General features: G+C 41.4%; 24 protein-coding genes and 1 riboswitch. Of the genes, 7 read left to right on the top strand and 17 right to left on the bottom strand.

What is annotated here, in order from left to right:
- Both H9Y05_RS03845 and H9Y05_RS03840 read right to left on the bottom strand, forming a co-directional pair.
- The gene (locus H9Y05_RS03845; protein WP_235992104.1) at nucleotides 1-1,371 is read right to left on the bottom strand and encodes an MBOAT family O-acyltransferase; all 1,371 of its coding nucleotides are present in this window, start codon (nucleotides 1,369-1,371) and stop codon (nucleotides 1-3) included.
- Between the two features lie 103 nt (nucleotides 1,372-1,474).
- The gene (locus H9Y05_RS03840) at nucleotides 1,475-2,452 is read right to left on the bottom strand and encodes a pyruvate dehydrogenase complex E1 component subunit beta (protein ID WP_163490957.1); all 978 of its coding nucleotides are present in this window, start codon (nucleotides 2,450-2,452) and stop codon (nucleotides 1,475-1,477) included.
- Nucleotides 2,453-2,838: 386 nt separating this feature from the next.
- Between H9Y05_RS03840 and H9Y05_RS03835 the strand changes: the two genes are divergently transcribed.
- Together H9Y05_RS03835 and H9Y05_RS03830 are read left to right on the top strand one after the other, a co-directional pair.
- A complete protein-coding gene (locus H9Y05_RS03835; protein WP_216713560.1) occupies nucleotides 2,839-4,092 on the top strand; it encodes a T9SS type A sorting domain-containing protein in 1,254 nt (417 codons plus the stop codon).
- Between the two features lie 175 nt (nucleotides 4,093-4,267).
- Nucleotides 4,268-5,191, top strand: a complete 924-nt coding sequence (locus H9Y05_RS03830) for a hypothetical protein (protein WP_216713559.1) — start codon at nucleotides 4,268-4,270, stop codon at nucleotides 5,189-5,191.
- Nucleotides 5,192-5,282: 91 nt separating this feature from the next.
- On the opposite strand, the gene H9Y05_RS03825 is transcribed toward H9Y05_RS03830, so the two are convergent.
- The 6 genes from H9Y05_RS03825 to H9Y05_RS03800 form a co-directional block, all read right to left on the bottom strand.
- A complete protein-coding gene (locus H9Y05_RS03825; protein WP_163490960.1) occupies nucleotides 5,283-5,861 on the bottom strand; it encodes an acyl carrier protein phosphodiesterase in 579 nt (192 codons plus the stop codon).
- A gap of 45 nt (nucleotides 5,862-5,906) precedes the next feature.
- A complete protein-coding gene (locus tag H9Y05_RS03820) occupies nucleotides 5,907-6,128 on the bottom strand; it encodes a DUF2795 domain-containing protein (RefSeq protein WP_163490961.1) in 222 nt (73 codons plus the stop codon).
- Nucleotides 6,129-6,240: 112 nt separating this feature from the next.
- Complete coding sequence (locus tag H9Y05_RS03815; protein ID WP_163490962.1) at nucleotides 6,241-6,687, bottom strand: DUF2141 domain-containing protein; 447 nt, start codon at nucleotides 6,685-6,687, stop codon at nucleotides 6,241-6,243.
- 35 nt (nucleotides 6,688-6,722) lie between these two features.
- Complete coding sequence (locus H9Y05_RS03810; protein ID WP_163490963.1) at nucleotides 6,723-7,271, bottom strand: cob(I)yrinic acid a,c-diamide adenosyltransferase; 549 nt, start codon at nucleotides 7,269-7,271, stop codon at nucleotides 6,723-6,725.
- Nucleotides 7,268-8,974, bottom strand: a complete 1,707-nt coding sequence (locus tag H9Y05_RS03805) for an adenylate/guanylate cyclase domain-containing protein (RefSeq protein ID WP_216713558.1) — start codon at nucleotides 8,972-8,974, stop codon at nucleotides 7,268-7,270. Before H9Y05_RS03805 ends, H9Y05_RS03810 begins: the two co-directional genes overlap by 4 nt.
- Nucleotides 8,975-8,984: 10 nt before the next feature.
- Nucleotides 8,985-10,787 (bottom strand): M61 family metallopeptidase, encoded by a 1,803-nt coding sequence (locus H9Y05_RS03800; RefSeq protein WP_216713557.1) that lies wholly within the window; start codon nucleotides 10,785-10,787, stop codon nucleotides 8,985-8,987.
- Between the two features lie 537 nt (nucleotides 10,788-11,324).
- Between H9Y05_RS03800 and H9Y05_RS03795 the strand changes: the two genes are divergently transcribed.
- Entirely contained in the window at nucleotides 11,325-13,454 is a 2,130-nt protein-coding gene (locus H9Y05_RS03795) for a S46 family peptidase (RefSeq protein WP_216713556.1), read from the top strand.
- Between the two features lie 302 nt (nucleotides 13,455-13,756).
- Here H9Y05_RS03795 and H9Y05_RS03790 read toward each other — a convergent pair whose 3' ends face one another.
- From H9Y05_RS03790 to smpB, 3 genes are all read right to left on the bottom strand, one after another.
- Nucleotides 13,757-15,469: a T9SS type A sorting domain-containing protein gene (locus H9Y05_RS03790; RefSeq protein ID WP_216713555.1), complete on the bottom strand. Its 1,713-nt coding sequence runs from the start codon at nucleotides 15,467-15,469 to the stop codon at nucleotides 13,757-13,759.
- Nucleotides 15,470-15,568: 99 nt separating this feature from the next.
- Nucleotides 15,569-15,755: riboswitch (cobalamin riboswitch) on the bottom strand.
- A 134-nt stretch (nucleotides 15,756-15,889) separates the two neighbouring features.
- Nucleotides 15,890-16,300, bottom strand: a complete 411-nt coding sequence (ruvX, locus tag H9Y05_RS03785; protein ID WP_163491762.1) for a Holliday junction resolvase RuvX — start codon at nucleotides 16,298-16,300, stop codon at nucleotides 15,890-15,892.
- Nucleotides 16,300-16,758 carry an SsrA-binding protein SmpB gene (gene smpB, locus H9Y05_RS03780; protein WP_163491763.1) on the bottom strand — a complete coding sequence of 153 codons (459 nt, stop codon included), beginning with the start codon at nucleotides 16,756-16,758 and terminating at the stop codon, nucleotides 16,300-16,302. The genes ruvX and smpB overlap by 1 nt, the downstream gene beginning before the upstream one ends.
- 69 nt (nucleotides 16,759-16,827) lie before the next feature.
- Between smpB and H9Y05_RS03775 the strand changes: the two genes are divergently transcribed.
- The 4 genes from H9Y05_RS03775 (at nucleotide 16,828) to H9Y05_RS03760 (ending at nucleotide 19,685) form a co-directional block, all read left to right on the top strand.
- Nucleotides 16,828-17,190, top strand: a complete 363-nt coding sequence (locus H9Y05_RS03775) for a DUF4180 domain-containing protein (protein WP_216713554.1) — start codon at nucleotides 16,828-16,830, stop codon at nucleotides 17,188-17,190.
- A gap of 196 nt (nucleotides 17,191-17,386) precedes the next feature.
- Entirely contained in the window at nucleotides 17,387-17,812 is a 426-nt protein-coding gene (locus tag H9Y05_RS03770; protein WP_163491765.1) for a DUF6157 family protein, read from the top strand.
- A 60-nt stretch (nucleotides 17,813-17,872) separates the two neighbouring features.
- Nucleotides 17,873-18,577, top strand: a complete 705-nt coding sequence (locus tag H9Y05_RS03765; RefSeq protein WP_216713553.1) for a hypothetical protein — start codon at nucleotides 17,873-17,875, stop codon at nucleotides 18,575-18,577.
- 112 nt (nucleotides 18,578-18,689) lie between these two features.
- Nucleotides 18,690-19,685, top strand: a complete 996-nt coding sequence (locus H9Y05_RS03760; RefSeq protein ID WP_216713552.1) for a DUF6624 domain-containing protein — start codon at nucleotides 18,690-18,692, stop codon at nucleotides 19,683-19,685.
- Nucleotides 19,686-19,693: 8 nt separating this feature from the next.
- Here H9Y05_RS03760 and H9Y05_RS03755 read toward each other — a convergent pair whose 3' ends face one another.
- The 6 genes from H9Y05_RS03755 to dnaB form a co-directional block, all read right to left on the bottom strand.
- A complete protein-coding gene (locus tag H9Y05_RS03755; RefSeq protein ID WP_205729579.1) occupies nucleotides 19,694-20,272 on the bottom strand; it encodes a non-canonical purine NTP diphosphatase in 579 nt (192 codons plus the stop codon).
- A 73-nt stretch (nucleotides 20,273-20,345) separates the two neighbouring features.
- Nucleotides 20,346-20,981 carry a carbonate dehydratase gene (can, locus tag H9Y05_RS03750; protein ID WP_163491769.1) on the bottom strand — a complete coding sequence of 212 codons (636 nt, stop codon included), beginning with the start codon at nucleotides 20,979-20,981 and terminating at the stop codon, nucleotides 20,346-20,348.
- A gap of 50 nt (nucleotides 20,982-21,031) precedes the next feature.
- A complete protein-coding gene (locus H9Y05_RS03745) occupies nucleotides 21,032-22,594 on the bottom strand; it encodes a SulP family inorganic anion transporter (RefSeq protein ID WP_163491770.1) in 1,563 nt (520 codons plus the stop codon).
- Between the two features lie 62 nt (nucleotides 22,595-22,656).
- Entirely contained in the window at nucleotides 22,657-22,848 is a 192-nt protein-coding gene (locus tag H9Y05_RS03740) for a hypothetical protein (protein WP_163491771.1), read from the bottom strand.
- 192 nt (nucleotides 22,849-23,040) lie between these two features.
- Nucleotides 23,041-24,303, bottom strand: coding sequence for an asparagine synthetase B (locus H9Y05_RS03735; protein WP_163491772.1), 1,263 nt, complete (start codon nucleotides 24,301-24,303; stop codon nucleotides 23,041-23,043).
- Between the two features lie 65 nt (nucleotides 24,304-24,368).
- The gene (gene dnaB / locus H9Y05_RS03730; RefSeq protein WP_163491773.1) at nucleotides 24,369-25,937 is read right to left on the bottom strand and encodes a replicative DNA helicase; all 1,569 of its coding nucleotides are present in this window, start codon (nucleotides 25,935-25,937) and stop codon (nucleotides 24,369-24,371) included.
- Between the last annotated feature and the right edge of the window lie 103 nt (nucleotides 25,938-26,040).

Below are 26,040 nucleotides of genomic sequence, written 5' to 3'. Positions count from 1 at the left end.
CTAAAATCTATAATAAATAAACGGATTAAACCCGGATGCCGCGATACCTGAAATACTCAACATAAGGAGTGCGACTGCGATAACAAACAATGTAAAGTGAGCAGCTACAGAAGCCGTCTCCTGGTGAAGAAAGAACGTTTCCGCCATTTTCCCAAAGCGAAAGGCAGTGACAACGGAAAAAAATACTGCCACGGCAAGTACCACCCAATATTCCAATGACAGTTGAATTGCCGTACCTGCCTCAAACGAAAACATTTTTTCAAGCACCAGTTTCATGGCATCGAAATCTTCCATTCTGAAGATTGCCCAGCCAACCACAACAATAAAAAACGTAACGACAACGGAAACAATTGTTCCCAATTTGTTCAACAGCCTGATCAGGAACAATCGATCCAGGATCAGGAATAAACCATGAAATGCTCCCCACAGGATAAAATTCCACGATGCTCCGTGCCACAAACCGGATAATAAAAAGACAATTCCCAGGTTTAACAACACACGATTTTTTGAAACTCCCCGACTCCCTCCTAACGGTATGTAGAGGTATTCTTTCATGAACCCTCCCAGGGTCATGTGCCATCGCCGCCAGAATTCAGAAATAGTTGCTGATAAGTATGGTGAATCAAAATTTTCCGGGAATTTAAACCCGATCATTCTGCCAAGTCCGATCGCCATATCGGAATATCCCGAAAAATCAAAATAGATTTGAAACGTATATGCGATAATTCCCATCCACACAGCGGCTGAAGATGCTGCGTGCAGATCTCCGTTCAACACCCGATCCGCATACACTGCCAGGACGTTTGCAATGAGGACTTTTTTTCCCAAACCGATGCAAAAACGATAAAATCCCAACAACCTGTCATCTGCCGTTTCATCCCGGTTGGCCAATTGGTGGGCAATGTGGTTGAATTTCACAATAGGCCCTGCAATCATTTGGGGGAACGATAAGATGAACAATAAATAAAGGGAGAAATTCTTAACGGGAGGATTGACACCGCGATATACATCAACGGCATATGTGATTGACTGAAAGATGTAAAAGGAAATACCGATCGGAAGTGCGATTTCCGTCCATGCAATCGTCGTCACTCCCATCGCTTCCAGAAGCGCATTTACATTTTCAATGAAAAAGTTAGCATATTTAAAATAAGCGAGTAGCCCGATATTTAACAATAGTGAAAAAACCAGCCATCTTTTTTTGTGTGTACGGTTTTCGACCGCATGCATTTTGTTTACCAGGCTATAATCAACAATGGCTGCTGCCAATACCACAAAAATGAATTTCGGTGCGCCCCAGGCGTAAAAAAAAATACTGGACGCTAAAATCCAGTAATTTTTATACTTTTTATCAATAAAATGGTAACCCAACAAGAAAATTGGCAGGAAATAAAGCAGAAAAAAGATGCTACTAAATACCAACTTAATTATGAATTATAAATGCTGAATACCGAACGATATCCAGCATTCACTATTATCTATACAATACGGATTTCACCGCTTTTACAATTCGGTCAACGTTTGGCAACGCCTCATCGATCAGTGTCGGTGAAAATGCGAAAGGTGTATCGGTCTGTGTTACACGTAAAACAGGTGCGTCCAGGTGATCAAATGCGTAACGCTGCAGGTGGTATGCGATCTCCGAGGAAATTGACGCCAACGGCCATGATTCTTCCACCACCACACAACGGTTTGTTTTCTTAACGGATTCTACAACTGTCGCATAATCAATCGGACGTACTGTACGCAGGTCGATGATTTCAAGTTCAATTCCTTCTTTTGCCAATGCTTCCGCAGCTTCATGAGCGACTTTAATGATTTTTCCAAATGAAACAATCGTTACGTCTTTCCCTTTTCTTTTAACATCGGCTACTCCGATCGGAATGATGTATTCACCTTCCGGAATCTCTCCTTTGTCTCCATACATTTTTTCAGATTCCAGGAAAACAACCGGGTCGTTATCACGTATAGCGGCTTTCAGTAATCCTTTGGCATCGTAAGGTGTTGAAGGAGTGATCACTTTCAAGCCCGGCACATGTGCGTAAAATGACTCAAAGCTTTGAGAGTGCGTCGCCGCTAATTGTCCTGCGGTACCGTTTCCTCCGCGGAAAACGATGGGACAACCATATTGTCCTCCGGACATCTGCAACATTTTAGCTGCACTATTGATAATTTGGTCAGCTGCAAGAATGGCAAAATTCCAGGTCATAAACTCAACAATCGGGCGCAATCCGTTCATGGACGCTCCCACTCCAATCCCTGCAAATCCAAGTTCTGCAATCGGAGTATCGATTACTCTTTTCGGACCAAATTCGTCTAACATTCCCTGAGAAACTTTATAGGCACCATTGTATTCAGCGACCTCTTCTCCCATCAGAAACACACGTTGGTCTCTTCTCATTTCTTCAGACATTGCTTCACGCAAAGCCTCTCTAAATTGTACTGTCTTCATGTCAATCTATAAACGCGTTTTCTACACAGAAACGAGCCCAAAGATAAAAAATAGTTGAAATCATTTGCCATTAATGCAACTTTTATTGTTGTGTGAATCTTTTTTACGGGAGTCGATCTGTCTGATTCATTAACATTTTTTGGGGTTCCCACACAAATTATTTAACACAGCTATAACGAAAGAAATGAAAAACTTAGAAGAATTTTGACTAAATGTATCAACGGAAGAAATCCATTACTAAAACAACGTCGTACATACATCTGTCAACCCTATTTACGCTCTTAAAATATAGTGTACTAAACGCCGCGAAGAAGGGCAAATAACGGCTAAAATACACCCGCAACAAAGCATATTCATAAGAACCGTAACACTTTATTTTTCATCCCATGAAAACAATTTTTCAATCACTGGCAAAAAACAGCATTCTGTTCGCTGTTTTGGCGTTGTCCTTTTCCTTCCGAATAGCTGCGCAATGTGCGAATCCACCTTACACTTCCTGTTCAAATCTTCCGGGCGGATCGATACAAATCAGTCCCAACAGCTCTTTTGGCATGAACTCAGGTATCTACTATTATAGTGGAGGTGCAACAACCTTGTCCATCAGTTATTACAACGGAGGTACTCTGATTATTTGCGGAGGTCCTGTCTCCATCAACGGTTTCAATCCGGGGGGGGATGTCATCATTACTTCCGGAAGTTCGCTGATCATTAACGGATCTGTTAATTTACAAAATAACAATAAAATCTATAATTCGGGAAGTCTTACCATCAACGGCAATTTAACTGTCAACAGCAATGGGATTATTAACAATGGTCTTATAACTGTAACCGGAGAAACGCGGTTTAACAGTGGAGCAAAGATGTGTATGGGGGTAAATGCCGCACTCAACTCAGGAAGTGTATACAATGACCACCCGAACAGTGTTACAATCCCTTCCGGAAATGCATGTATCAGCTATTCCGGTTCTTTCGGTGGCAATAACCCGGTCACAAACAATGCCGGTTTGTATATCTGCCAGGGAACCACTGCTTCAGATCCGTCCAGTATCGCAAGAGGAAATGCTACACTGGTAACCAATTGTACCAGTTGTGCTTTTCCGTTATCGGTGAAACTTGTATCATTCGAATTAGAAACAGCAGCAACAGACATTTTGTTGAATTGGGTAACTGCTGATGAACGTGATGTCTCCTACTTCTTGATCGAACATGCCGGAAGTGACGGAATTTTTAAGCAACTTTCTACTGTTCAGGCAACCGGATTACCCAACCAGGAAAACAATTATTCGTTCACCGATGAAAATAAAGATTCCGGCTATCATTACTATCGCTTATCTGAAGTTAATTATGACGGAAAAGTAAGTATTCTCGAAATCAAGAGCATTGAGCTGAAAGCAGACCATGTATTTAAGCTGTTCCCCAATCCTACTGAAAGTGGTAAAGCAACTGTTATTTTCTATGAAACAGCGAACAACGGTGACACACGTGTCGAGTTTTATACTCCGGTAGGAAATCTTGTTCAACGCATGCAACTTAACACTGCGACTTCCAGTCATGAGGTGAGCCTGCCTAAGGGACAATATCTCGTCAGACTCATCGAAAACGATGTGGCTGTAGAAACACGATCCCTGATTGTTTTGTAAGGCATTTGATTACTCAGCAGTTCGTGGAATAAAATTTAACATTTCATCAAAAACGGTTACTAAACAGGTTTAGCTAATGCATCTTTTTTCGTTGATTTTATTTAACATTTATTTAAGGTTTCAAGTAAAAATGAGGTGCTAATTTTGCGCCTTATTTTTAATACTAACCATTATCATGAAATCATTTGGACGACCACTCCACACTGTAAAGGCATTATTTGTCAGTTCCGTTATTTTTATTCTTACTTCTCTGCAATCTGTATCTTACGGATACGATCAGAATTCTCCTGCTTATTACGCCGGAACCGTTATTGTAAACAATAATGTGCAGGTAACTGTTGAAGTTCTGGGCATTGTGAAAACATGTAACAGCTGGGGATTTCACTATGGTTTTGTTGTACGGGTAAAGTCTCAATCAATGAACAATACGCCCTATAATCTGACATACAATCTTTACTTTTACAGCTCCAGCAATCCGGGACATGCCTATGGGGGGGCTTACCAGCTCAGCAATACCAGTGAAAATAATATTTATCAGGTATTTAACAATGGATTTCAGGTCAACTGTACGAATATGACTGGCGCGCAATGTATGCAACGCTGTGAGAATTTTACGGTTCTGGATGCCAATCCTACCTCATTCAGAATGGATTACTGGGCACCTAACGGGAGTGTGACCGGAAATTTAGGGACTCCACTGAACATTACACTGACGGATTTTTCGCTGCAAAACAAAAAAGGCGCAAATCTGGTGCACTGGTCCGTGGATAAAAAGAGTGAAACGGGTATCGATCACTACCTGATTGAGCGCTCTAACGATGGTTACAACTGGACGGAACTGGACAACGTTTCTCCAGGGACAAGTGATACATATAATTATACGGACAGAACGTACGGAGGGGAAATAAATTACTATAAGTTAAGTACTGTGAATTTTGAGGGAACAACTGAAGTATTGAGAATCGGTTATATCAATGATGGGCAACTGTCGTCTGATTTTAAACTATACAATATGTATGGTTATGAAGTGGATGAATACTACAAGGGGGTTGTTATCAAACGCTATTCCAACGGTAGTGTAGAGAAGTTTTTCAGGTAGGGGATTCGATCACCTGTCATTTTAAATGGCAAACCGTATCTTTTAATCGCTAAGGCACGGAGGGTATGGTTGAACTGAAGTGGTTTTTGGGTTAATCTGAGTTTGTACGAAAGTAGTCAATTGCATCCTTCATGTAAATGAAAAAGGTTGCTTCAACAGCAGTATAATTGTTTTCAAGTACCATGCGTCCGTTGATTAATGCATTGGGAAACGATATTCTCCGGGATACGCCAAAACAGGCTGCTTCCACTCCATCCAGACTCAAATAACCAGAAATCCATCGCCCTCTTTTCAGACGGAAGATCATGTGCAGAAACTGTTCATTCGGATACTGTTTTTCGTTGATGCGGTATGTATAGAATTTATCCAGAAATGAATCAAGTGATTCCGGATGGAAATGATGCCAGTGTTTTGACAGAAAGTGATCAAAATAAATATCCACCGCAATTGCCGCTACTTTGGGGAGCGAAGGAGATAGTTGTCTTGTCAGCAATTTTACTTCCGGGTGGTGATCGATGTAGTCATCTATCTTGCGGTGCAGACGGATTCCTTTCTGCACTTCGGGGTGAAATGAGCTCAGGTCACTTCCTTTGACAAAGTCTCCGAACAAGTTGGAATGCATCAACTCCGGGTCGTTGCCTGAAAAATAGATATGTCCTAAAAAATTCATTGAAAAAAAAATCCCCTCCGAAACTGGAAGGGATTTACTTATTGTTTAATATTCATCTTCATTGAAAAGAAAGTCTTCTCTTGACGGATAATCCGGCCAAATTTCTTCGATACTTTCGTAAATTTCACCTTCGTCTTCCAAATCCTGCAAATTTTCAACCACCTCCAAAGGAGCTCCCGTTCTGATGGCATAATCAATCAACTCATCCTTTGCCGCCGGCCAAGGTGCGTCTTCCAAATACGATGCTAATTCTAATGTCCAATACATATTTTTATCTTTTAAAAGTGGCTATTAAAGCCGCAAAAGTAATTTTATTTTGAAAAAATGCAAGAGAAGTGTAAAAAAGTTTTTCTTCTTTTTTGATTACTTCCTGTTTTGCTTACACATACCTCACTTTTATATTTACACTGACATCTTCATTCAATGTAAATTTAAAATTGTCAAATTTAGGTTTACTCCACGCTGTATGGTAGTAATTGGAAAAGCCAAATCCTTCTTTGGGAACCATGAACGAATAATCCATTTCCTTGTTACTGTTTTCATCGTCTAAAATAGCAATTCCATACGTTCCCGCCGGGATTCCCGTTACTTTATAACTAAATCCTTTGTCTTTCCAACCGTCTTTCGGAACCTGGATCACTTTCCAGGGTTTTTCACCCGCAAAAGCTTCCTGACTCCTGTAAATCTGCAATTGGATTCTTCCGTTTGTATTCCGGACATTTGAAAACTTCACCTGAATATCAAATGTCTGATCAGTAGACGCTCCAAAATGAATGTACCCCAGCAGTGTCAGCAGAGCCATTCTTACTAAAAAACGTACGTTCATATCTCTTCAATTTTACCGGTTTACTTCGTATGCGATTATGTTCTGGGAATCCACGGTTTTTCATCAGCTTTCAGGTCTTTGGTCAGTTTTCTGCCTAACACAAAGATATAGTCACTCAGGCGGTTCAGGTATTTCATGATAACGGGCTCCACCGGTTCCGACTGATTTAAGTCCACCACGATTCGTTCTGCACGACGGCATACACACCGGGCAATATGAGAATATGAGACCGTCGGATGTCCTCCGGGAAGTACAAAAAAGCGCATTGGTTCGAGCTCTTCGTCCATTTTATCCATCCATTGTTCCAGTTTTTCTACATCTTCACCGGTAATATCCGGCAATTTCATCTTTGATTTTACCGGATCCGCTGCCAGGTGTGATCCCAATGTAAACAAACGATCCTGAATCTCTAACAGTTGGTCAACCAGTTCTTCCTGACCGGCCAAATCCCTCAATAAACCAATGTGTGAATTCAGTTCGTCTACTGTTCCATACGCTTCAATCCGCAACGAACTTTTCAAAATACGGGTTCCCCCGATCAACCCTGTCGTTCCCTGGTCCCCTTTTTTTGTATATATTTTCATGACTGTTGTTTTAATAAATTGAGTTGCATTGTCAATTCCTGGATCCGTGCATTTTTTCCGATACTTCTGATATTTTTGGCTGTTTCTGTAAAGTACCTGTGTTTATTTTTAAGGTAATTCAGTTGAAATTCCACCCATTCTACATCATTTTTCACTTCTCCTGCCATTACTTCCAGTTCGGTTCTCAACCGCGACGAAATGACTTTGTAATCTGCTCTTCCCAGGTAATCGTGATCGGCGTCCCGCATAATTTGCTCCAGCAATGTAACAGGAGTTACCGTAGATTTTGTCGCTTCAATGATGGAACAAATGGTAGTGATTTGTTCATCGGAATAGCCAAATTGAGGCAAGTTATTTTGTGCCAACCGAATGGCAAAATCTTCATTGTTCTTGTATTCCAGAATAAATCCCGCATCGTGGTACAAAACCGCTGTCCGGAGCAAATACATTTCCTGGTCAGAAATCCCTTCCAACCGCGCGTACCGGATAGCAGCCTTTTCGACATTCAGGGTATGCTGCACATCGTGGTATACCAGATCTTCGGGCAACAAGGCCTTCAACTTGTTAATAATATCACTGCGCATGTTATCGAAATCAATCGTCGGGAGGTCACAAATACTTCGCAACTCCGATCCGGAAAGCCGCTTGTTTTTATTCAATGCGTATTCTTCTTTGATTTCTTCGAGGTAAAACATTTCTACTTTTCCTCCCCTCTTCTGAATATCAATTTCTCCCCTTGATTCCACTTCGAAATAGGGCATAATCGCACTAACAACGGCATCCGTTATGGTAATTTTTCCCGGGGTACTTACCCGCTCCGCTCTGGCCGCAACGTTTACACTGTCTCCCCAGACATCGAATGAGAATTTTGTCTTTCCGATAATCCCGGCGACTAACGGCCCTGTGTGAATGCCGATCCGGATTTGCCAGAACCCTCTTCCCATTGCCCGCGATAACTCCGCTTCGTTTTCGATGTATTGCTGCATCTCCAATGCTGCCAGACACGCTCTGACTGCAGGGTTTGCCTTGTTTTCTGTCACACCGGACAGTGCCATGTACGCATCTCCGATGGTTTTAATTTTCTCCAATTGGTACCGGTTGATAATTTCATCAAACACGGTAAAGTATTTTTCCAGCTGACGTAGCAACTGAATCGGATCCATATCTTTTGAAATAGCTGAAAAGTCTACAAAATCTGTAAACAGTACAACTCCGTTTTCAATACGTTTCGGAGAAAATTTTCCGTACACATTGAAATCTTCCAGTACGTTCATCGGGAAGATGTTTTTCAGCAATTGTACAATTCGCTGGTCTTTGTGAAACAACGATTTGTAAACATCGATCTTCGCTTTGATCAGGTTTGGACTAAACGGTGCTGTGATAAAGTCAACAGCGCCATTGTTTAATCCCCGAACCATTTTCGCTGCCGAGGTTGTACTTTGCGTAATGAGTAGCTTATAGGTGTTGGGGGTAATGCTTTCATTTTTTAATTCCTGTAAAATCTCCATTCCTGAGAATGACTCACTGTCCAGGTTAATCAGGATAATTCCTATTTCCCGTTTTCTGACAATCGGCAATGCTTCATAGTGATCGTTGACGACCAGCACGTTATTTCCGGATCCTGTCAGAATTTCTTTTAACCCTGACGCCAGCCGGGCATCATCGTCAATGATCAATATATTTATAAATCGTTCAATTGCCATATCTCTGTCATCAAAGCACTGTTCTCAACCAATAATCTCTCAACTTCACTTCCCTGGTACCACTTCCCGCAGCGAAGTTAAACTTCGGACGTTCGTAATCAGAAATTGTTAGTTTAATTTCCAATAACACATCATCTCTTGCTATGAGCAGATTGACTGATTCTCCACTGTTCAGGCTGTTCACCAAAGTTTCAAAATCGCTTTGGTTCACACGGATTCCATTGCATCCGATGATTTCATCATTGGGACTCAATCCTGCATTCTCCGCAGCGGAACCACTCCTCACAGAACGAATTGTCACCGATTTTCCCGATTGCCCCAGGACTGCACCAAATGAAGGAGCAGCAACTCCTGTATAATCTACATTTACTCCAACTTTCCCAAAAATGGCATTGTAATCCGGAATTTTTGTTCCGTAGATGTAATCGTTAAAGAATCCTGTCATATCTTCCCCTAAAAAAGCAGCTACTTCCTGTTGAAATTCGTTATCGGTGAATCCTCTCTGTAACTTTTCGAAGTATTTCGTATACAATTCTCTCAGGAAATGATCCAGGCATTTTTTTCCATCAAACTTTTTGATGATCATGGCATCTAACAACGCCGCAATAACTCCTCCTTTAGAATAGTAAGAAATCGTTGTGTTGTTACTGTTTTCATTCGGGCGATAGGACTTGATCCACGCATCAAAGCTTGCATGTGCAACCGGTTGAACGCGTGCTCCCGGTGTTCCTTCAACATAGTTGATCGTTCCCAACAGTTTGTTCAGGTATTGATTTTTATCATAGAATCCCGCCCGTAGTAAAATCAATTCATCGTAATAGGATGTAAACCCTTCCATTACCCACAGCAATGAAGTATAAACTTCTTGATCGTAATTAAACGGGCCCAATTCAAACGGGCGGATGCGTTTTACATTCCAGAGGTGAAAATATTCGTGAGCAACCAGCGAAAGGAACCCCAAATAACTTCCTCCGGTGTAGGAATACCTGTTGATCGATAAGGTTGTTGAATTAATATGTTCCAATCCTCCCTGGGAATCCGTCACATTGTGAATAATGAACGTATAATTCTTATTGGGATTCTGTCCGAAAATTTCCGTTGCTGCTTCGACAATCTTCGCCATGTCTTTTTTTAATGTCGGAATGTCATAATTTCCCCAACCGTACATCGCAACTGTATGTGGAATACCGGCTGCTGTAAATGTAAACTCTTCATGATTGCCGATTTCAATGGGACAATCGACCAGATAATCGTAAGTTGAAAACGCAAATTCCTTTGCTCCACCGTCACCAACAACACCTTCTCCTGCCAATGGTAATGCTGTTGTAATTTTTGAAAAAGACGCGTGCGGAATAATTTTTAACCTTCCCTGCTTGTTTTTTGTTTCTTCTGTGTACATAAACACCCCCGTCCCGCTGACAAATCCATGGGTTTGATCTAAAAAACTCGTTCTCACAGTCAATTCGAAGGCGTATACTTCATAACTAATTTTTACTGTTTTTGCCTTTCCCCGTTTTACAACCCATGCATTCTTTGTTTTTTTTATTACCTCCAGTTGTTTTCCTGACTCGTCGTACGCACGGACTGCATTGAGGTTTTTCGAAAATTCGCGTACCAGGTAAGATCCGGGTGCCCATACCGGCATTTTGACTTCAATTTCGTCTGTTTTATAATCGCTCAAAAAGAAATCAACCTGAAAATAATGATTGGCAGGATTTTCTATTCTTAACTCATAGCGAGCGGTTTGTGCATAAGAAATGTGGGTAATCAGTGAAAAAACTAAAAATGAAATACATACAAAAAATCGTGTCATTATACTCGTGTTTTGTTTAGGGCTAAATATAGTAATAATTGGATAGAGAAGAGCGGAAGGTAATGAAAGATTCATCTGAAGAAAATGAGTTGTTAACTAATAAAACCTTGAAAAATCAGAAGACGCACTAAGCATTCATTTGCTCGCAAAGACGCTAAGACGCAATTCAAATCGCTACAATTCCTTTGCGACTTGGCGGCTTGGCGAGGCATTTTTCAAACAAATCATCAAAGAAGTATAAGTACTAAACAATAAAACCATGAAAAATCAGAAGGCGCATTAAGCATTCATTTGCTCGCAAAGGCGCTAAAACGCAATTCAAAATAAAACGATCAAGAGAGGATTATCAATTCACTCCAATATCAAGGTAAATTTCTAACAACAACTCCGTTTCACTTATGTACGCTATACAGTACCTGTAATCATCTAAAATTATTTTATAATTGGAATGCCTGCTAAAAAAAGCAACGTTATGTATGTTGCTTTTCTCTTCCGATCATTTTCATTATTTTTGGCGCAATCAAGTTTTAAATTATCATGAAAAAATTCATCTTAGGCTTTACGCTTACACTCACTATTTTAAACGTTTCTGCAGAAGAGGGGATGTTAATTCCTGCGCTGATCAAAGCGTTTGAATCGGACATGCAGTCGTTCGGAATGAAATTGACCGCAGAAGAAATTTACAGTGTAAATAAATCCAGTCTGAAAGATGCGATTATTCATTTTGGTGGTGGATGCACAGCAGAATTGGTTTCCAATCAAGGATTATTACTGACCAATCACCACTGTGGTTATTCCCAGATCCAGTCACATTCTTCTCTGGAAAACGATTACCTGAAATATGGTTTCTGGGCCAAAAACAAATCGGAAGAGCTTCCCAATAAAGGGTTGACAGCTTCGCGCATGGTACGCATCCAGGATGTAACCAAAGAAGTGCTCTTGGGAACCGCAGGAGTTACCGATCCGGCAAAGTTGCAGGAAATTCTGACAAAAAATACACAAGCGCTGATCAAAGAAGCCATGAACGGCAACCACTACGAAGCAGAAATCAAGCCATTCAATCAGGGGAATGAATTTTACATGATTGTCAAAGAAACATTCAAAGATGTCCGTTTGGTAGGAACGCCACCCAACTCCATCGGAAAATTCGGAGGAGATACGGACAACTGGGTATGGCCGCGTCACACAGGAGATTTTTCGGTCTTCCGTATCTATGCCGGAACAGATAATAAACCGGCTGAATACAACACATCCAATGTTCCCTACAAACCTTTACACCACTTAAAAATTGCGTTTAATGACCGAAAGGCAGGAGATTTTACAATGGTTTACGGTTTCCCGGGAGAAACAGAGCAACACGTCGTTTCCGATTACCTGAAATTCATTATTGAGAAGGAGCGTCCGGCACGTATTCACATGCGGGAATTGTCGTTGAGCGTGATTGACCAGGCGATGCGCCAATCGGACGAAGTGCGGATTAAATACGCGTCAAAACAGGCAAGTATTGCCAACGCTTACAAAAAATGGATCGGGCAAATTGACGGATTGAGACGAATGGATGCCGTAACGGTGAAAAAAGAACGGGAACAGGAATATAACAACCGCGCGTTGAGTAAAGATTCCTGGAAAAATGAATACGGGACGGTTGTCAATGATATGAATCAATTGGTGGCATCATCGGCTGATTATGAATTCCGTTATTCCATGCTGATTGAGTATTTTTTCACCGGTTCGGAATTTCTGCGGCTGGCAAGAGGAGTTGACCAATTGAAAAAAACAGCGGAATCCAATCCTACAGCCCTCGAAACAGTCAAAAAACGATTGATCGACGGCGCTGAAGGATTTTTCAAAAACTACGATGCTTCCGTTGATAAAAAAGTATTTGAATTGCAAACTGCAGCTTACAACAATTACATCTCGTGCCCGTCGACAAGTAAGATCAACAATCCAATAAACGGTTACAATTCGGCTGCTATTTTTAGTAAGTCATTCCTGACAGACAAAGACAGGTACATCGCGTTTATCAAAAAGTTTACAGCAAAATCCGTCAAAAACCTGGAAAAAGACCCCGGATACAGCCATTACAGTCTGTTATTCAACGATTTTATTAATAATCATTACGCAAACTATGAAGCTTACGATGCTAAAATGGCGGATTTACTAAAAGTATACGTAAAAGGAAAACTCGAGCTATTTCCGGATCAAAAGCATTGGGCAGATGCCAATAGTACGCTGCGTATTACCTACGGGAAACTGGAAGGATCAAAGCCACAGGACGGTGTTCAATACCTGGAATATACGACACTGGACGGAATCATTGACAAATACTACACGGGAAATCCTGATTTTGAGCTGCTGCCACGAATGTTTGACTTACACAAGAAGAAGGAATACGGAAATTATGCTCAAAATGGTGAATTGTGGGTATGCTTCACGGGGTCCAACCATACAACAGGAGGAAATTCCGGATCACCGGTGATTGATGCGAATGGAAATCTGATGGGACTGAATTTTGACCGTTCATGGGAAAGTACGATGAGTGATTATATGTTCGACCCGTCGCGTTGCAGAAATATTGTCGTAGACATTCGCTATGTACTGTGGGTCATGGATATTTATTCAGGAGCCGGACATTTGGTCGAGGAAATGGAGCTGGTGACGCAGTGAGTTGGTGGAAAGTGAATAGTTGAAAATGGAAAGTGGAGCGTGTTTAATTATCAATTATGAATGATCAAATGTTGGCCGTAGATTTCTTGTTACAAAGTCTTGACAACTCATAATTGAACATTGATAATTCATAATTAATTAAACGCTGAACGTAAAGATTGCTCAAACGAATAAACAAATGTATTTTCAATCAACAGCATTCATTCTTCTCTCCTTGTGATGCACACTTTCTGAATCAATTCAAAAAATAAAAAACGGCGTTTCAATCATGAAACGCCGCTTGTTTATCTATTATTCCTGTGTTAATGCATTACGTTAAAACGTATCATTTCCCCATTTACTGAAAGGAAATAGATTCCCGCAACAAATGAAGAGGTATCAATCGTATTTTTCATTCCGTTTGTTTCTTGTACCAGGATCGTATTCCCTTGCACATCTGTGATAACAATTTCTCCTGTGACCTGCTCACTCAATACAATTGTGATTGTCTGGTCAGCCGGAACCGGGAAAACACTATTGATTATGATCGTTTTTGTTCCTACACTCAGATCACTGCATGTTACGATTACTTCCTGCTGCTTTGTAACGCTGTTTCCGTTACCATCGTCGAACGTCCAGTTGATACTGTATGTTCCTGAAGTATCGAAACTAACCGCATCTGTTGTCGTTCCGGTAATTTCTCCCTCACAATTGTCCATTGCCACCGGAGCATCAACGGTTTCGGAACAGGTAATTGAACTTCCGGCTATTGTATCAAGCTCCGGAGCTGTTACATCATTGATCACAACAGTTTGTTCCTGTGTAACACTTCCCATATTGTTGGTAAAAGTCCATACAACCGTGTATGTTCCCTGCGCTGCATAAGTAACAGGATCAGTTGTCGTTCCGGTAATCGTACCATTATCCGCCGTTGGTGCGGTCAACTCAACGGAACATTCTTCTTCAACCACAGGCAATAAGGCTATATCAGGAACAGGTAATTCCGGTGTGGAATGATAGGTAAACAACCGGCAGTTATTTGCTCCGATACATCCGGTTATGGAAGAAGATTCAATCACTTCGAATGTTGTACCGTCTACCACCTCAAATGCTGACGGACCGGTAAATCCACTTGCCGATGTGATCACAAAATCTCCGGTATTCTGATCGATGTCAAAACCTCTTCCATATCCGAAATCCCAAGAGCCGGCTAATGAAGAAGTGTACACTTCAGTTGTCGGAACAATACCCTGAGCAATGTCGTAGATGTACATTTTTTTGGAGGACCAGAAGTAAATTTTCTGATCGTAATAACGCATATGTTTTCCGGCAACAGGCATTGCAATCGCTGTGCTCACCGTTTCATTGTCCAACAAGTCAATTGATTTTAAGTTGGATCCACCCATTACCCACAATTGTTCCTGTGCGTCATCCACTACCAGTCCTGAAATGGTTCCGACGCCCGGTAAGATTGTTCCGACAACCGTATTGGTCAACGTGTCGATTTTAACAATTTTACTGGAAATCTGTACGTACATGTATCCTCTTGCATGAACCATCCCATTGGAATAAGAACTGAGATCAGTGTTCGGATCCGTCACCTGGGTAAGTGTGTGATTTGTCAGATCCAGCAACTTTACACCTCCCGGGCTTCCAAAACTGACATATGCTTTTGTCGGACTTGCCACACCAATTGTTTGTCCTCCGTTATTGCCTGTTGGTAACACTTGTACCACTTCCATGGAAGGATAATTTAACACATACACCGTGCTCTGCCCTGTTGGTTTATCCACCATGATCGCTTTGCTTCCTGCGACTTTGAAATCCTGCAGCACATTTAAGCCGGGTACGGCGTTCACTGATTGGTACAATGGTCCTGAATTTTGTGCAGGTGTCACAGTTGTGTTCCGAACAAATACGTCTCCGTTGGTTTGTCCGAAATTTCCTTCTGCGATGAGTTCAAGTTTGTAGGTTGTTTGTGTAAACGAGGTGATGCTGCCCGCAATGAGCAGTAAAGAAAGGAATGTTTTTCTCATTTCTACTGATTAAAAAAATTGAATAAAAAGCAAAAAAGAAAACAACGACAATTAGTCGGAGAAGCTACCAATGGAAGTAATTCACTTTTTCGCCGAAAGCTACATATCTGCTAAAAGGCAGGTCTCCTGACTTGTAACATTTATCCTCCTTCCCATTCGCCGGTCGGCAAACAGTGGCTATATGGATAAACTTTTTTTGTTACTTACAGTTGCGGGAACAGTTCGTGATTTTCACACGATTCCCTATTAATTCCGGTTAACGGAAACCTTATAGCGCGACAAAGATATTTAAAAGATACGGACATTCACAAGCAATCCGTGAATCACCGGAAAGGATGTTGACTCAAAATGGTGTTATTGATTAACAATCAAACAGATGGTAAACAGGAAAAAATAGTGGGCCTAAGCAATAAAGACCGGTTACTCTCCCGCCATGTAGGATTGCAGGATGATCGTAGCACTGATTTTGTCGATCATGGCTTTATCCTGACGCTGTTTTTTCTTCATTCCCCCGGCAATCATTGCTTCCACTGCCATCTTTGAGGTAAAGCGCTCATCGTGAAGAATAACAGGAGTTCCTGGAAATTGTTTTTCCAATGCTTCCTTGAGTAAATAGACATTTTGGGTAATGTGCGCATCACTTCCATCCATTCGCTTTGGTTCCCCAAGAACAATTTTTTCAATTTTTTCTTTTTGAAACAAGGCAATGAGGTAATTCATCAATTGTTTGGATTCAACAGTTTCCAGTCCTGTTGCAATGATTTGCAATTCGTCGGTGATGGCCAATCCGGTACGCTTCAAGCCAAAATCAATCGCAATGATTTTTCCCATTATTTGAAACTTTTCATTGCACGATCCATGTCCCGCTTGTCGTCTTTTTCTTTCAGGTCGTGACGCTTATCGTGTAATTTTTTCCCTTGCGCCAGTGCAATTTCCATTTTTGCCCAACCTTTGTCTGATATAAACACTTTCAGCGGAATGACTGTATTTCCTTTGTCTTTGAGAAACTTTTCAATCTTATTGATTTCCTTACGATTGAGCAGTAATTTCCGGTCGGATCGGGGAGAATGGTTATAAAAACTTCCGTTTTCATATTCCGTGATGTGCATGTTACGCACCCACATTTCTCCTTTACTGAAAATGCAATAGGCTTCCAGGATACTCGCTTTGTTGCGGCGAATACTTTTGATCTCCGTTCCGGAAAGTTGAATTCCGGCAACGAAAGTGTCCAGCAAGTGATATTCAAACCTTGCCCGTTTATTTTTTATATTTACAGCAGTCTGTGCCATTGGAGTGCAAAATTACAATTAAATCGGGACATACAAAGACTGGAAGTTGAAAACTGTAATCAAAAGGAAATGGATTATATACGACATCAGATAAAAGACATACAAATTGCAGAAATAAAATCTGAACACGTTGTCATTGCTTCTATCGAAGACGCAACAAATTTGATTGGGAATAGTTATTATCAAGGATTTGATGGTATCATTGTACCTGAAAAGAGCATTTCTCCGGATTTCTTTGATCTGAAAACAGGTCTGGCAGGAGAAATTCTTCAAAAATTCTCCAATTATCGTATGCGGCTGGTCATTGCAGGAGATTTTTCTCAATATACAAGTAGCAAAAGCCTCCGGGATTTTATCCATGAATGTAACAAAGGTAAACAAGTTGGTTTTGTTGCTTCGATTGAGGAAGGTATTGCATTGTTGGAAGGGTGACCGGATGAAGATCGGTCGTTTTCTCCCGCGGATGATACCGATCAAAAACCACAGATGCAACGATTAATCAGGGAAAAGAAAGAATAAATGCATTCTTTTTCATATATTCGTCTGATTTTTATTGTCCTTGTGATTTATTACCAACAGTAACAAATGAATAATAAACAAGCAGTCCGTCTTTAATGATATAAGCAGAATGGCATCCGATAAAATTCATACAACCAATTACAGCAACACACTCATTCAACCCGCAGAAGATTGTCCTGTATCAATAAGTGAAATCCCTACAACGAAAGGCGGGAAATCCACTGTTGCAACCGTACAGTTTGAATTGATTTCCAAACATCCCTACACCCTGACTTCCGATGATGTTATTTTCCGGATTTATGCTGACAAGAATGACCTGACTCCATCAGAACACGAAGCAGCAAGAGCCGTCTTTTTTTCAAAAGGACAACCGTGTCTGCGAACTTCTCCGCTTGCCAAACGCTATGGTTTCGGGATTCATGCGAATGAGGAAGGAAAAATTGCACTTTACGGAATTGAAACGGAAGAATATGCGCAATTACTCCAGGACGAAAACGTTGCAAAAGTAAAAGCAATGAGAAATGCGCGAAAATAAATTGTAACCTTCTATTGAAAAAGAGATTATATAATTAGAATCTCTTTATTCCAAACGGTTATGAAATATGCATTACCAATATTCCTGATTTCCATTGTTCCGCTTCTTGGTTTTAGTCAATTGACCGATACAACTTGTATCCAATCACGGTGGATTGCCTTGAAGCCAACAACTGCCAACAAATTATTGTTTTCATCAGAATCCACAAACATTTTTCAGGTCATAAAACAATTAACGCAACAAGAAAAACTTCCTATTTACAAACAAGATAATAAGTCACGTGGAACAATTCCATGGAGAGAAGTCTACTACCTTCATGAAATACGGTTCCGATTATTAGACACAACGGAAGAAGAAAAAGATCCTTATTTTGAATACCTGTTTCAGTCTGACACACCTTTTCTTGATGAATATGGCGATCCAGTCATTACTGTAAATCCGGATGGCACGGAAACCTTCACCTATCCACATGCCCGAAGAGAAGCTTATAGTATAGAGGATTTTAATGAAATACGATTAAAAGAAATTAGAATCTACAATACAAAGACCAATCAATACATCTTTCAGCCGATTGCCATTAGCTTTTATGCAGGAACTGATAAAGTATATGGAGGAAGAGAATTATTCTGGGTTGACCTCAATCAGCTGTTTCAGGTGCTGGACAACAAAGAAAACTATACCTGGTACACTGCCATTATTAATAAACAATACCAGGGTTTTCAATACATGCAAACGTCTTGTTTCGACGAGGAAGTCAAGTATTGATTTCATTGCGCTCTTTCAAAAAAGGAATCATTTGTTGATTACCAGAACTTAATTCAACAAAACAGTTAACCAGGAAATAAATTAGTATCTTTTGTAACTAAAAATGAATCGAATGAAAGCTATTGTATTATTTATCCTTACTTTAACACTAATCGAGCCGTCCCGGGGGCAAAAGGATGATTTAGAAAAATATGCCCGCTATATCACTATCGGAGACAGTTTGTATCACGTGAAGCAATACAAAGAATCTGCAAAGAACTTTCAGACTGCTTTTGACGCACTTGACGGAAAAGCCTATCCAAATGACCGTTACAATGCCGCCTGTGCTTATACCTTAGCAGGCAACAAAAAAATGGCATTCTTCCATTTAGAAAATTTGGCGACAGGTTCTGTCAACTATTCCGATTATGATCACATTATTCAAGATCCCGATTTGAATGCGTTACACAAACACAAGCGATGGAAGCAACTGATTCAACATGTAAAGGCAAACAAAGATGAAATTGAAAAAGATTATGACAAACCGTTGGTAGCACTCTTAGATTCCATCTACAATGAAGATCAAAAATACAGACACGAACTCCCCGCACTGGAAGAAAAATACGGCCGTAATTCTCCCGAAGTAAAAGCGCATTGGGACATTATTAATGAAAAAGATTCGCTGAATCTCATTGTGGTAAAGAAAATACTCGATGAACGGGGATGGCTGGGACCTCAACTAATTAGTGGACAGGGCAGCTCTACGCTATTTTTGGTGATTCAACATTCGGATTTGAACACCCAGCAGCAGTATCTACCAATGATGCGTGAAGCGGTGAAGAATAAAAATGCCGACCCTGGTAGTTTGGCTTTACTCGAAGATCGCGTAGCGCTGGGATTGGGCGAAAAACAAGTCTATGGAAGTCAAATTGGCATCAATAACGAAACCGGAACATACTTTGTTTTGCCATTGGCCAACCCTGATGATGTAGATAAGCGCCGGGCTGAAGTGGGACTCATGCCATTAAACGACTACGTTTCCATGTTCGGCATGACCTGGGATTTGGAAGAATACAAGAAACAACTTCCCGAGCTGGAAAAATACTGGAGAAAAAACTGGAATAAATAGGATCCTGATTACTTTCTTTCTCTCAAAAATGCGATCATCTTCTCAAATGCGCGCGCGCGGTGACTTCGCTTGTTTTTTTCCTCACGTGACATCTCCGCAAAAGTAATTCCGCATCCTTCCGGCTCAAACACCGGGTCGTAACCGAACCCCTCTGCTCCTGCTTTTTCAGTACGGATTGCTCCTTCTACTTTCCCTTCGAAATGATATGTTTCTCCATGGATCATCAGACAGATCGCTGTTCTGAATTGTGCCTTTCGATTCTTGTTCCCTTCCAGTTCGGTCAGGACTTTTTGAATGTTGGCTTCATCGCTTCTTTGAGCTCCTGCATACCGCGCCGAATAAACTCCGGGACGCATGTCCAGTGCTTCGATCTCCAGTCCTGTATCATCCGCAAAACAAGCCACGTTGTAATTATCTGCAACAAATTTCGCTTTTAATTCGGCATTCCCGTGCAAGGTATCCGCATCTTCAGGAATATCTGTGGTACAACCAATATCCGATAACGTTTGTATGGTAATTCCCTGGGGCATTAATGCCTGAATTTCCAATGCTTTGTTTCGATTCTGTGTCGCGAAAACGAGATTCATGTCAATTATCCGGTTAAGAAAACAAAAAACGAGGGCTTTCACCCTCGCTTCAAAGATATGCTATTTTAGCGGATTATAAGTCCAATTGGTATACTTCTTCCAATCCGTCGTTGCTTTTGATCGTACAGTTCTGATCACGGATAATTCCGTCTTCAATGGAATATACCCATCCGTGCAAATGAACTTCCTGTCCTCTTTCCCACGCGTTCTGGATAATGGATGTTTTCGCCAGATCTAAGACCTGCTCCTGTACATTCAATTCAACAAAACGGTCAAAACGCACTCTGTTGTCCTGAATAGCATCCAATTCCGCCTTGTGAAAACGGTATGAATCTTTGATGTGACGAATCCAGTTGTCAATTAACCCCACGTGTTTGTTGCTCATTGCCGTAGCAACTCCTCCGCATCCGTAATGCCCGCAGACAATAACGTGCTTCACTTTTAGCACATTTACCGCATAATCCAGCACACTCAACATGTTCATATCTGAGTGAACAACCATGTTGGCAATATTGCGGTGTACAAATACCTCTCCCGGTTTTGCACCGATGATTTCATTTGCAGGTACACGGGAATCCGCACATCCGATCCACAAGACCGGTGGTGTCTGTCCCTTCGCCAGGTCGTTAAAAAATTCAGGATCTTTCTCTAATTGTTTCTTTGCCCAGTTCTTATTGTTTTCTAATAATTGGTTATAAAACTTTTCCATGGTATTTGCTTCTATTTAATTTTTTAATTTTTGACTTACGTTTATTCACGTTAGTGTCCCATTACATCTACTTTCGGGATTCTGAACGTTGTTACTTTAATATTTCTTTCCATCGCTGTATGCGTCCTGAATTCCTGAATGACTTCCAGCACGTCATAATCAATTGTCTTGCTGCTCGAACCGTCAATAATCAGGTGTGAATCGGCAGGAACCTTGTACAAGGATTCCAAAATACTTCCTTTGTTAAGGAACGTAACTTCTTCAGACAACTGAATCCGAACCAGTGGCTTTCCATTTTCACTTCCTTCCTCAATGCGGTAGTTATTCCGGTAGTTTTTGCGCAGAATAAAAAAGACCGCAAATGCCAAACCAATTGCAATTCCTTTCAGTAAATCTGTGAGCAACACACCTACAATTGTCATAATGAAGGGAAGAAACTGATCCCATCCCAACGCGTACATTTTCTTGTAAAGCGATACGCTTGACAACTTGTATCCCACCATCATCAAGATCGCTGCCAGGGATGCATAAGGAATCATATTGAGCACATTCGGTATCAACATTACACACAAGAATAATAAAATTCCGTGTAAAATCGTTGATAATTTTGATTGACCTCCTGCATTAATATTTGCAGAGCTTCTTACAATTACCTGTGTCACGGGCAATCCTCCCAGCATGCCGGAAACCACGTTACCGATTCCCTGTGCCTTCAATTCTTTATTGGTCGGGGTTGCATTTTTTTCCGGATCCAGTTTATCCGTTGCCTCTACACTCAACAGTGATTCGAGACTGGCTACCAATGCAATTGTAAACGCAACAGCATACACATTCGGATTGGTCAATGCGGAAAAATCAGGAAACATGAAGAATCCTTTGATGTCATTGAACGACTCTGCAACGGGCAAGCTCACCAGGTGTTCTCCTCCCATTGCCAGGTTCGGAAAGGAAGAAATGAAAAGCTGGTTAAGTACAACACCCATCACTACGACGATCAATGCTCCCGGAACGAACTTGAACAGTGCAATTCGCTTCATAAACGGACGATCGAAGAGGATCAGAACGGCTAACGAAAGAATGGCAATGATGATTGCTCCTGTACTGACGTAATCGAATGCTTTAAAAATCTCTGAAAAGGTATTTTCTCCATCGGTCTGCAGAAAGGCCTCATCCCCCATAAAATCTTTATCATATCCCACCAGGTGTGGAATTTCTTTCAAGATCAGGGTTAAACCGATTGCTGCCAACATTCCTTTGATCACGGAGGACGGAAAATAGTTTCCGATCACTCCTGCACCAAAGAAACCGGCAATAATCTGTAAAATACCGGCAATGACAACTGCAACAAGAAATGCTTCAAAACTGCCGAGTGTGGCAATTGCACCCAGTACAATTGTAATCAGTCCGGCTGCCGGCCCGGAGACTCCCAGACGGGAACCACTGAAAAAACCGACCACAACACCTCCTACTACCCCGGCAATAATACCGGAGAACAAGACAGGATTTTCACCTGTAGATGCTAAGGCTACTCCTAAACACAAAGGAAGGGCAACCAAAAAGACAACCAAACTGGCAGGAGCATCACTTCTCCAGTTGGAAAAAATATTTTTCATTGATTTTTTATTATGCGTTAACAATACAAATGCATTTCAGGAAATGCAAAACAAAGGGGATATTAACACATAAAATCAGGAGGGGTTTCAACACAACGCAGGTAGACGTCCTCGTAGTTTTTTACGGGGATGTCTGTTAATTGGTCTGTTTTAAATTCAATGATTTTGTAAATAGCAAAAGGTTGCGGATCTTCTGTTTTCAGGTATTCCTTTACTTCCAGTAGCTGTGTATGCGTCTCATCCTCCTCTACCATTACAACCGATGTCTGATTACCTTTTTTGTACAGTCCATAACTAATTGAGACTATACATAATGTAAAAATCGAAAGTAATACTATTGAAAAACATCTCTTCATACGGCAACAAATTTAACAATTCATCCGAAAAGTTAAATTTAAATATGTGTTAAAAAAAACGAAAACTGTCGGAGGCATTCAAATCGCGTCTTAGGTTTTCTGTTTTTTCTTTTTAGCCGCAGGAAAAAGTATGTTATTCAAAATCAACCGGTAACCAGGGGAATTAGGATGTAAATTAAGGTCTGTATGCGGATCTCCCACCCTGTGTTCATAATCCTCCGGATCGTGTCCACCATAGAAAGTCCACGTTCCCTGCCCCATTTCTCCGTGAATGTAACGAGCCGTTCCCAATGCCTGATTTTCTCCCATCACCAAGACATTTGGTTTGATGTATTCTTTCATAAAATCAGTTGTTTGCCCCATGAAACCATTGATAATGTTCGTGTGACATTGTGTCAGCATCGTCGGCACCACATCCCATTTCGCAGAAAAGTCAAACAAGGTAAATTTATCGGTCGTTTCACGGATTCCCTGCCGTCTTCTCAAGTCTGTTCCGTCAATGGATGAATATTCATATTTCAGAGGATCCCGTTCCAACTGGAAATCTTCAAAGGCAAAGGTTTGGGAAAAATCCAATTCTTTCTGGCAGTTCGGACGTGCCGGATCGCCATCGTACATGACTTCACAGATATCTGTATTTTGTGCTGCCAATGCAATATCAAAACTATCCGTTCCGCTACACATTGTAAACAGGAATCCTCCTCCGATGACAAAGTTTTTAATGCTTTGAGCCACTGCCAGCTTCAATTTGGAAACTTTGTTAAATCCCAAAGAAGCAGCGAGCGCCTCGGCATCTGCTACTTGTTGTTTATACCACGGATACGAACGGTAGGAAGCATAGAACTTCCCATACTGTCCCGTAAAATCTTCGTGGTGCAAATGCAACCAATCGTATTCCGGTAATTTTCCGTTTACAATGGCTGAATCATAAATTTTATCGTAGGGAATTTCCGCGTATTCAAGTACTAATGTAACAGCATCATCCCACGGTTGTTTACCGTCAGGGGTGTACACTGCGATTTTCGGTGCTTTTTCCAGCTGTACAATTTCCATGTTCTGTTCCGGGTGAGCAATCTGGCTCCGGATTGAATTGGCTTGTCCGTCAGTAATAATCTCGTATTTGACTCCTTTCAGCAACAGCTCTTCTTCCAATCCCTGCAGGTGCGGGTATAAAAACGACCCTCCACGGTAATTCAGCAACCATTCAATCACCACATCGTGCTCCAATGCCCAGTAGGAAACACCATATGCTTTGAGGTGGTTGGATTGTGAATCGTCCATGGGAACAAGAATCTGTGAAGCATTCAACTGAAAGCTGACAATCACTACAAACAGGTACAGTAATTTTTTCATATTTCTCTTTCTACTTACTTCTTTCAGTTATTACGAAAAAAAGACGGAATTATTCTGTTATCCGGTTAGAATGGAACATCGTCATTGTACGATCGGTCAAAATCCGCGCCATCATCGTCGAATGAATTCATTTTAGATGGAATGGTAATGCTGTTTCCTTCCATGGACTGCATCGGGTTCAACCCTCCAGTTCTGTTTCCTCCTCCCATATCTGCAAAATCTCCGTAGCTGTTCAAGTTTTCAAAACGGGCAAATTCCCCGATAAAGCGCAGACGAACCGTATCCAATCCACCATTCCGGTGTTTTGCAACAATGATCTCTCCTACTCCTTTATTGGATTCTCCGTTTTCGTCGGTGTCAAACCCGTAGTATTCCGGGCGGTAAATGAACGAAACAATATCGGCATCCTGCTCAATCGCTCCGGATTCACGCAAGTCGGACAATACAGGTCGTTTGTCCCCCCCCCTTTGTTCAACCGAACGGCTCAACTGGGAAAGTGCGATAATCGGAACATTTAATTCTTTGGCAATTTCTTTAATGGATCGGGAAATGGTTGAGATTTCCTGCTCCCGGTTTCCGGTTCCTTTTGATCCACCCACGGTCATCAACTGCAAGTAATCAATGATCACCATATCGATGTTGTGTTGCATTTTCAAGCGGCGGCATTTCGCACGCAGGTCGAATACGGAAATTCCGGGGGTATCATCAATGTACAAGGGTGCACTTGCCAGTTTGGAAATCCGTGTATGCAGCTGTTGGAATTCGTGTTCCGCCAGGTCTCCTTTTCTCAATTTTTCCGCACTCAAACGCGCCTCACTCGCAATCAAACGTTTGACCAACTGTACGGAGGACATCTCCAGTGAGAATACGGCCACTCCCATGTTGTGATCAACTGCGGTGTTTCGTGCCATGGAAAGGACAAATGCTGTTTTCCCCATTGCAGGACGTGCCGCGATAACGATCATATCCGAACGCTGCCATCCCGAGGTCAACTTATCCAAATCGATGAATCCGGTAGGGACTCCTGAAATTCCACTTTTATTCTGAGAAGCAATTTCGATTTCTTCAATTGCCTGACGAACAACATTCTGCATGGTATCCACCGATTTCCCCATGTTGTTCTCTGCAATCTGGAACAATTCACCTTCCGCTTTTCCCAACACGTCAAAAACGTCCTGTGTTTCATCAAATGCATCCTTGATCACTTCTGAACTCATGCGGATCAACTCCCGTTTGATGTATTTTTCAGAAATAACCCGCGCATGGTATTCCACGTGTGCTGTTGAAGCCACTCTGCTCGTCAGGGAAGATACATACGCTGCACCTCCTGCTGCTTCCAACTCTCCTTTTTTCTTCAGGTAATTGATCACCGTCAATAAGTCAATCGGGGAAGAACTTCCGAACAATTCACGAATCGCACCGTAGATATACTGGTGTTTCGGATCGTAAAAACTGCTGATTTTAAGAATATCAATCGTATCCGTCACCGCATTTTTCTCCAACATCATCGCTCCCAGAACAGCTTGCTCCAGATCAACTGCCTGAGGTGGTACCCTCCCCAATTCATTGATGCCAGGTGTGCTTGAAGCAATTCTTGCTGCTGGTTTCCGCTTTTTCTCCGGTTGATTTTCCATACGACAAATATACGCAAATGAAGTACTTGGGTGGAGGGAAATCCGAAAAGAACGTTAAAAAGATATTAAAAGATGATATTAACAATTGTTAATTAAGCAATTT

Origin of the sequence: Taishania pollutisoli (assembly GCF_014518315.1) — a bacterium.
In the GTDB taxonomy this organism is placed as follows: Bacteria; Bacteroidota; Bacteroidia; order Flavobacteriales_D; family Crocinitomicaceae; genus Taishania; species Taishania pollutisoli.
Note: the sequence above shows the minus strand (reverse complement) of the source record. Positions and strands in the feature narration are given on the sequence as shown.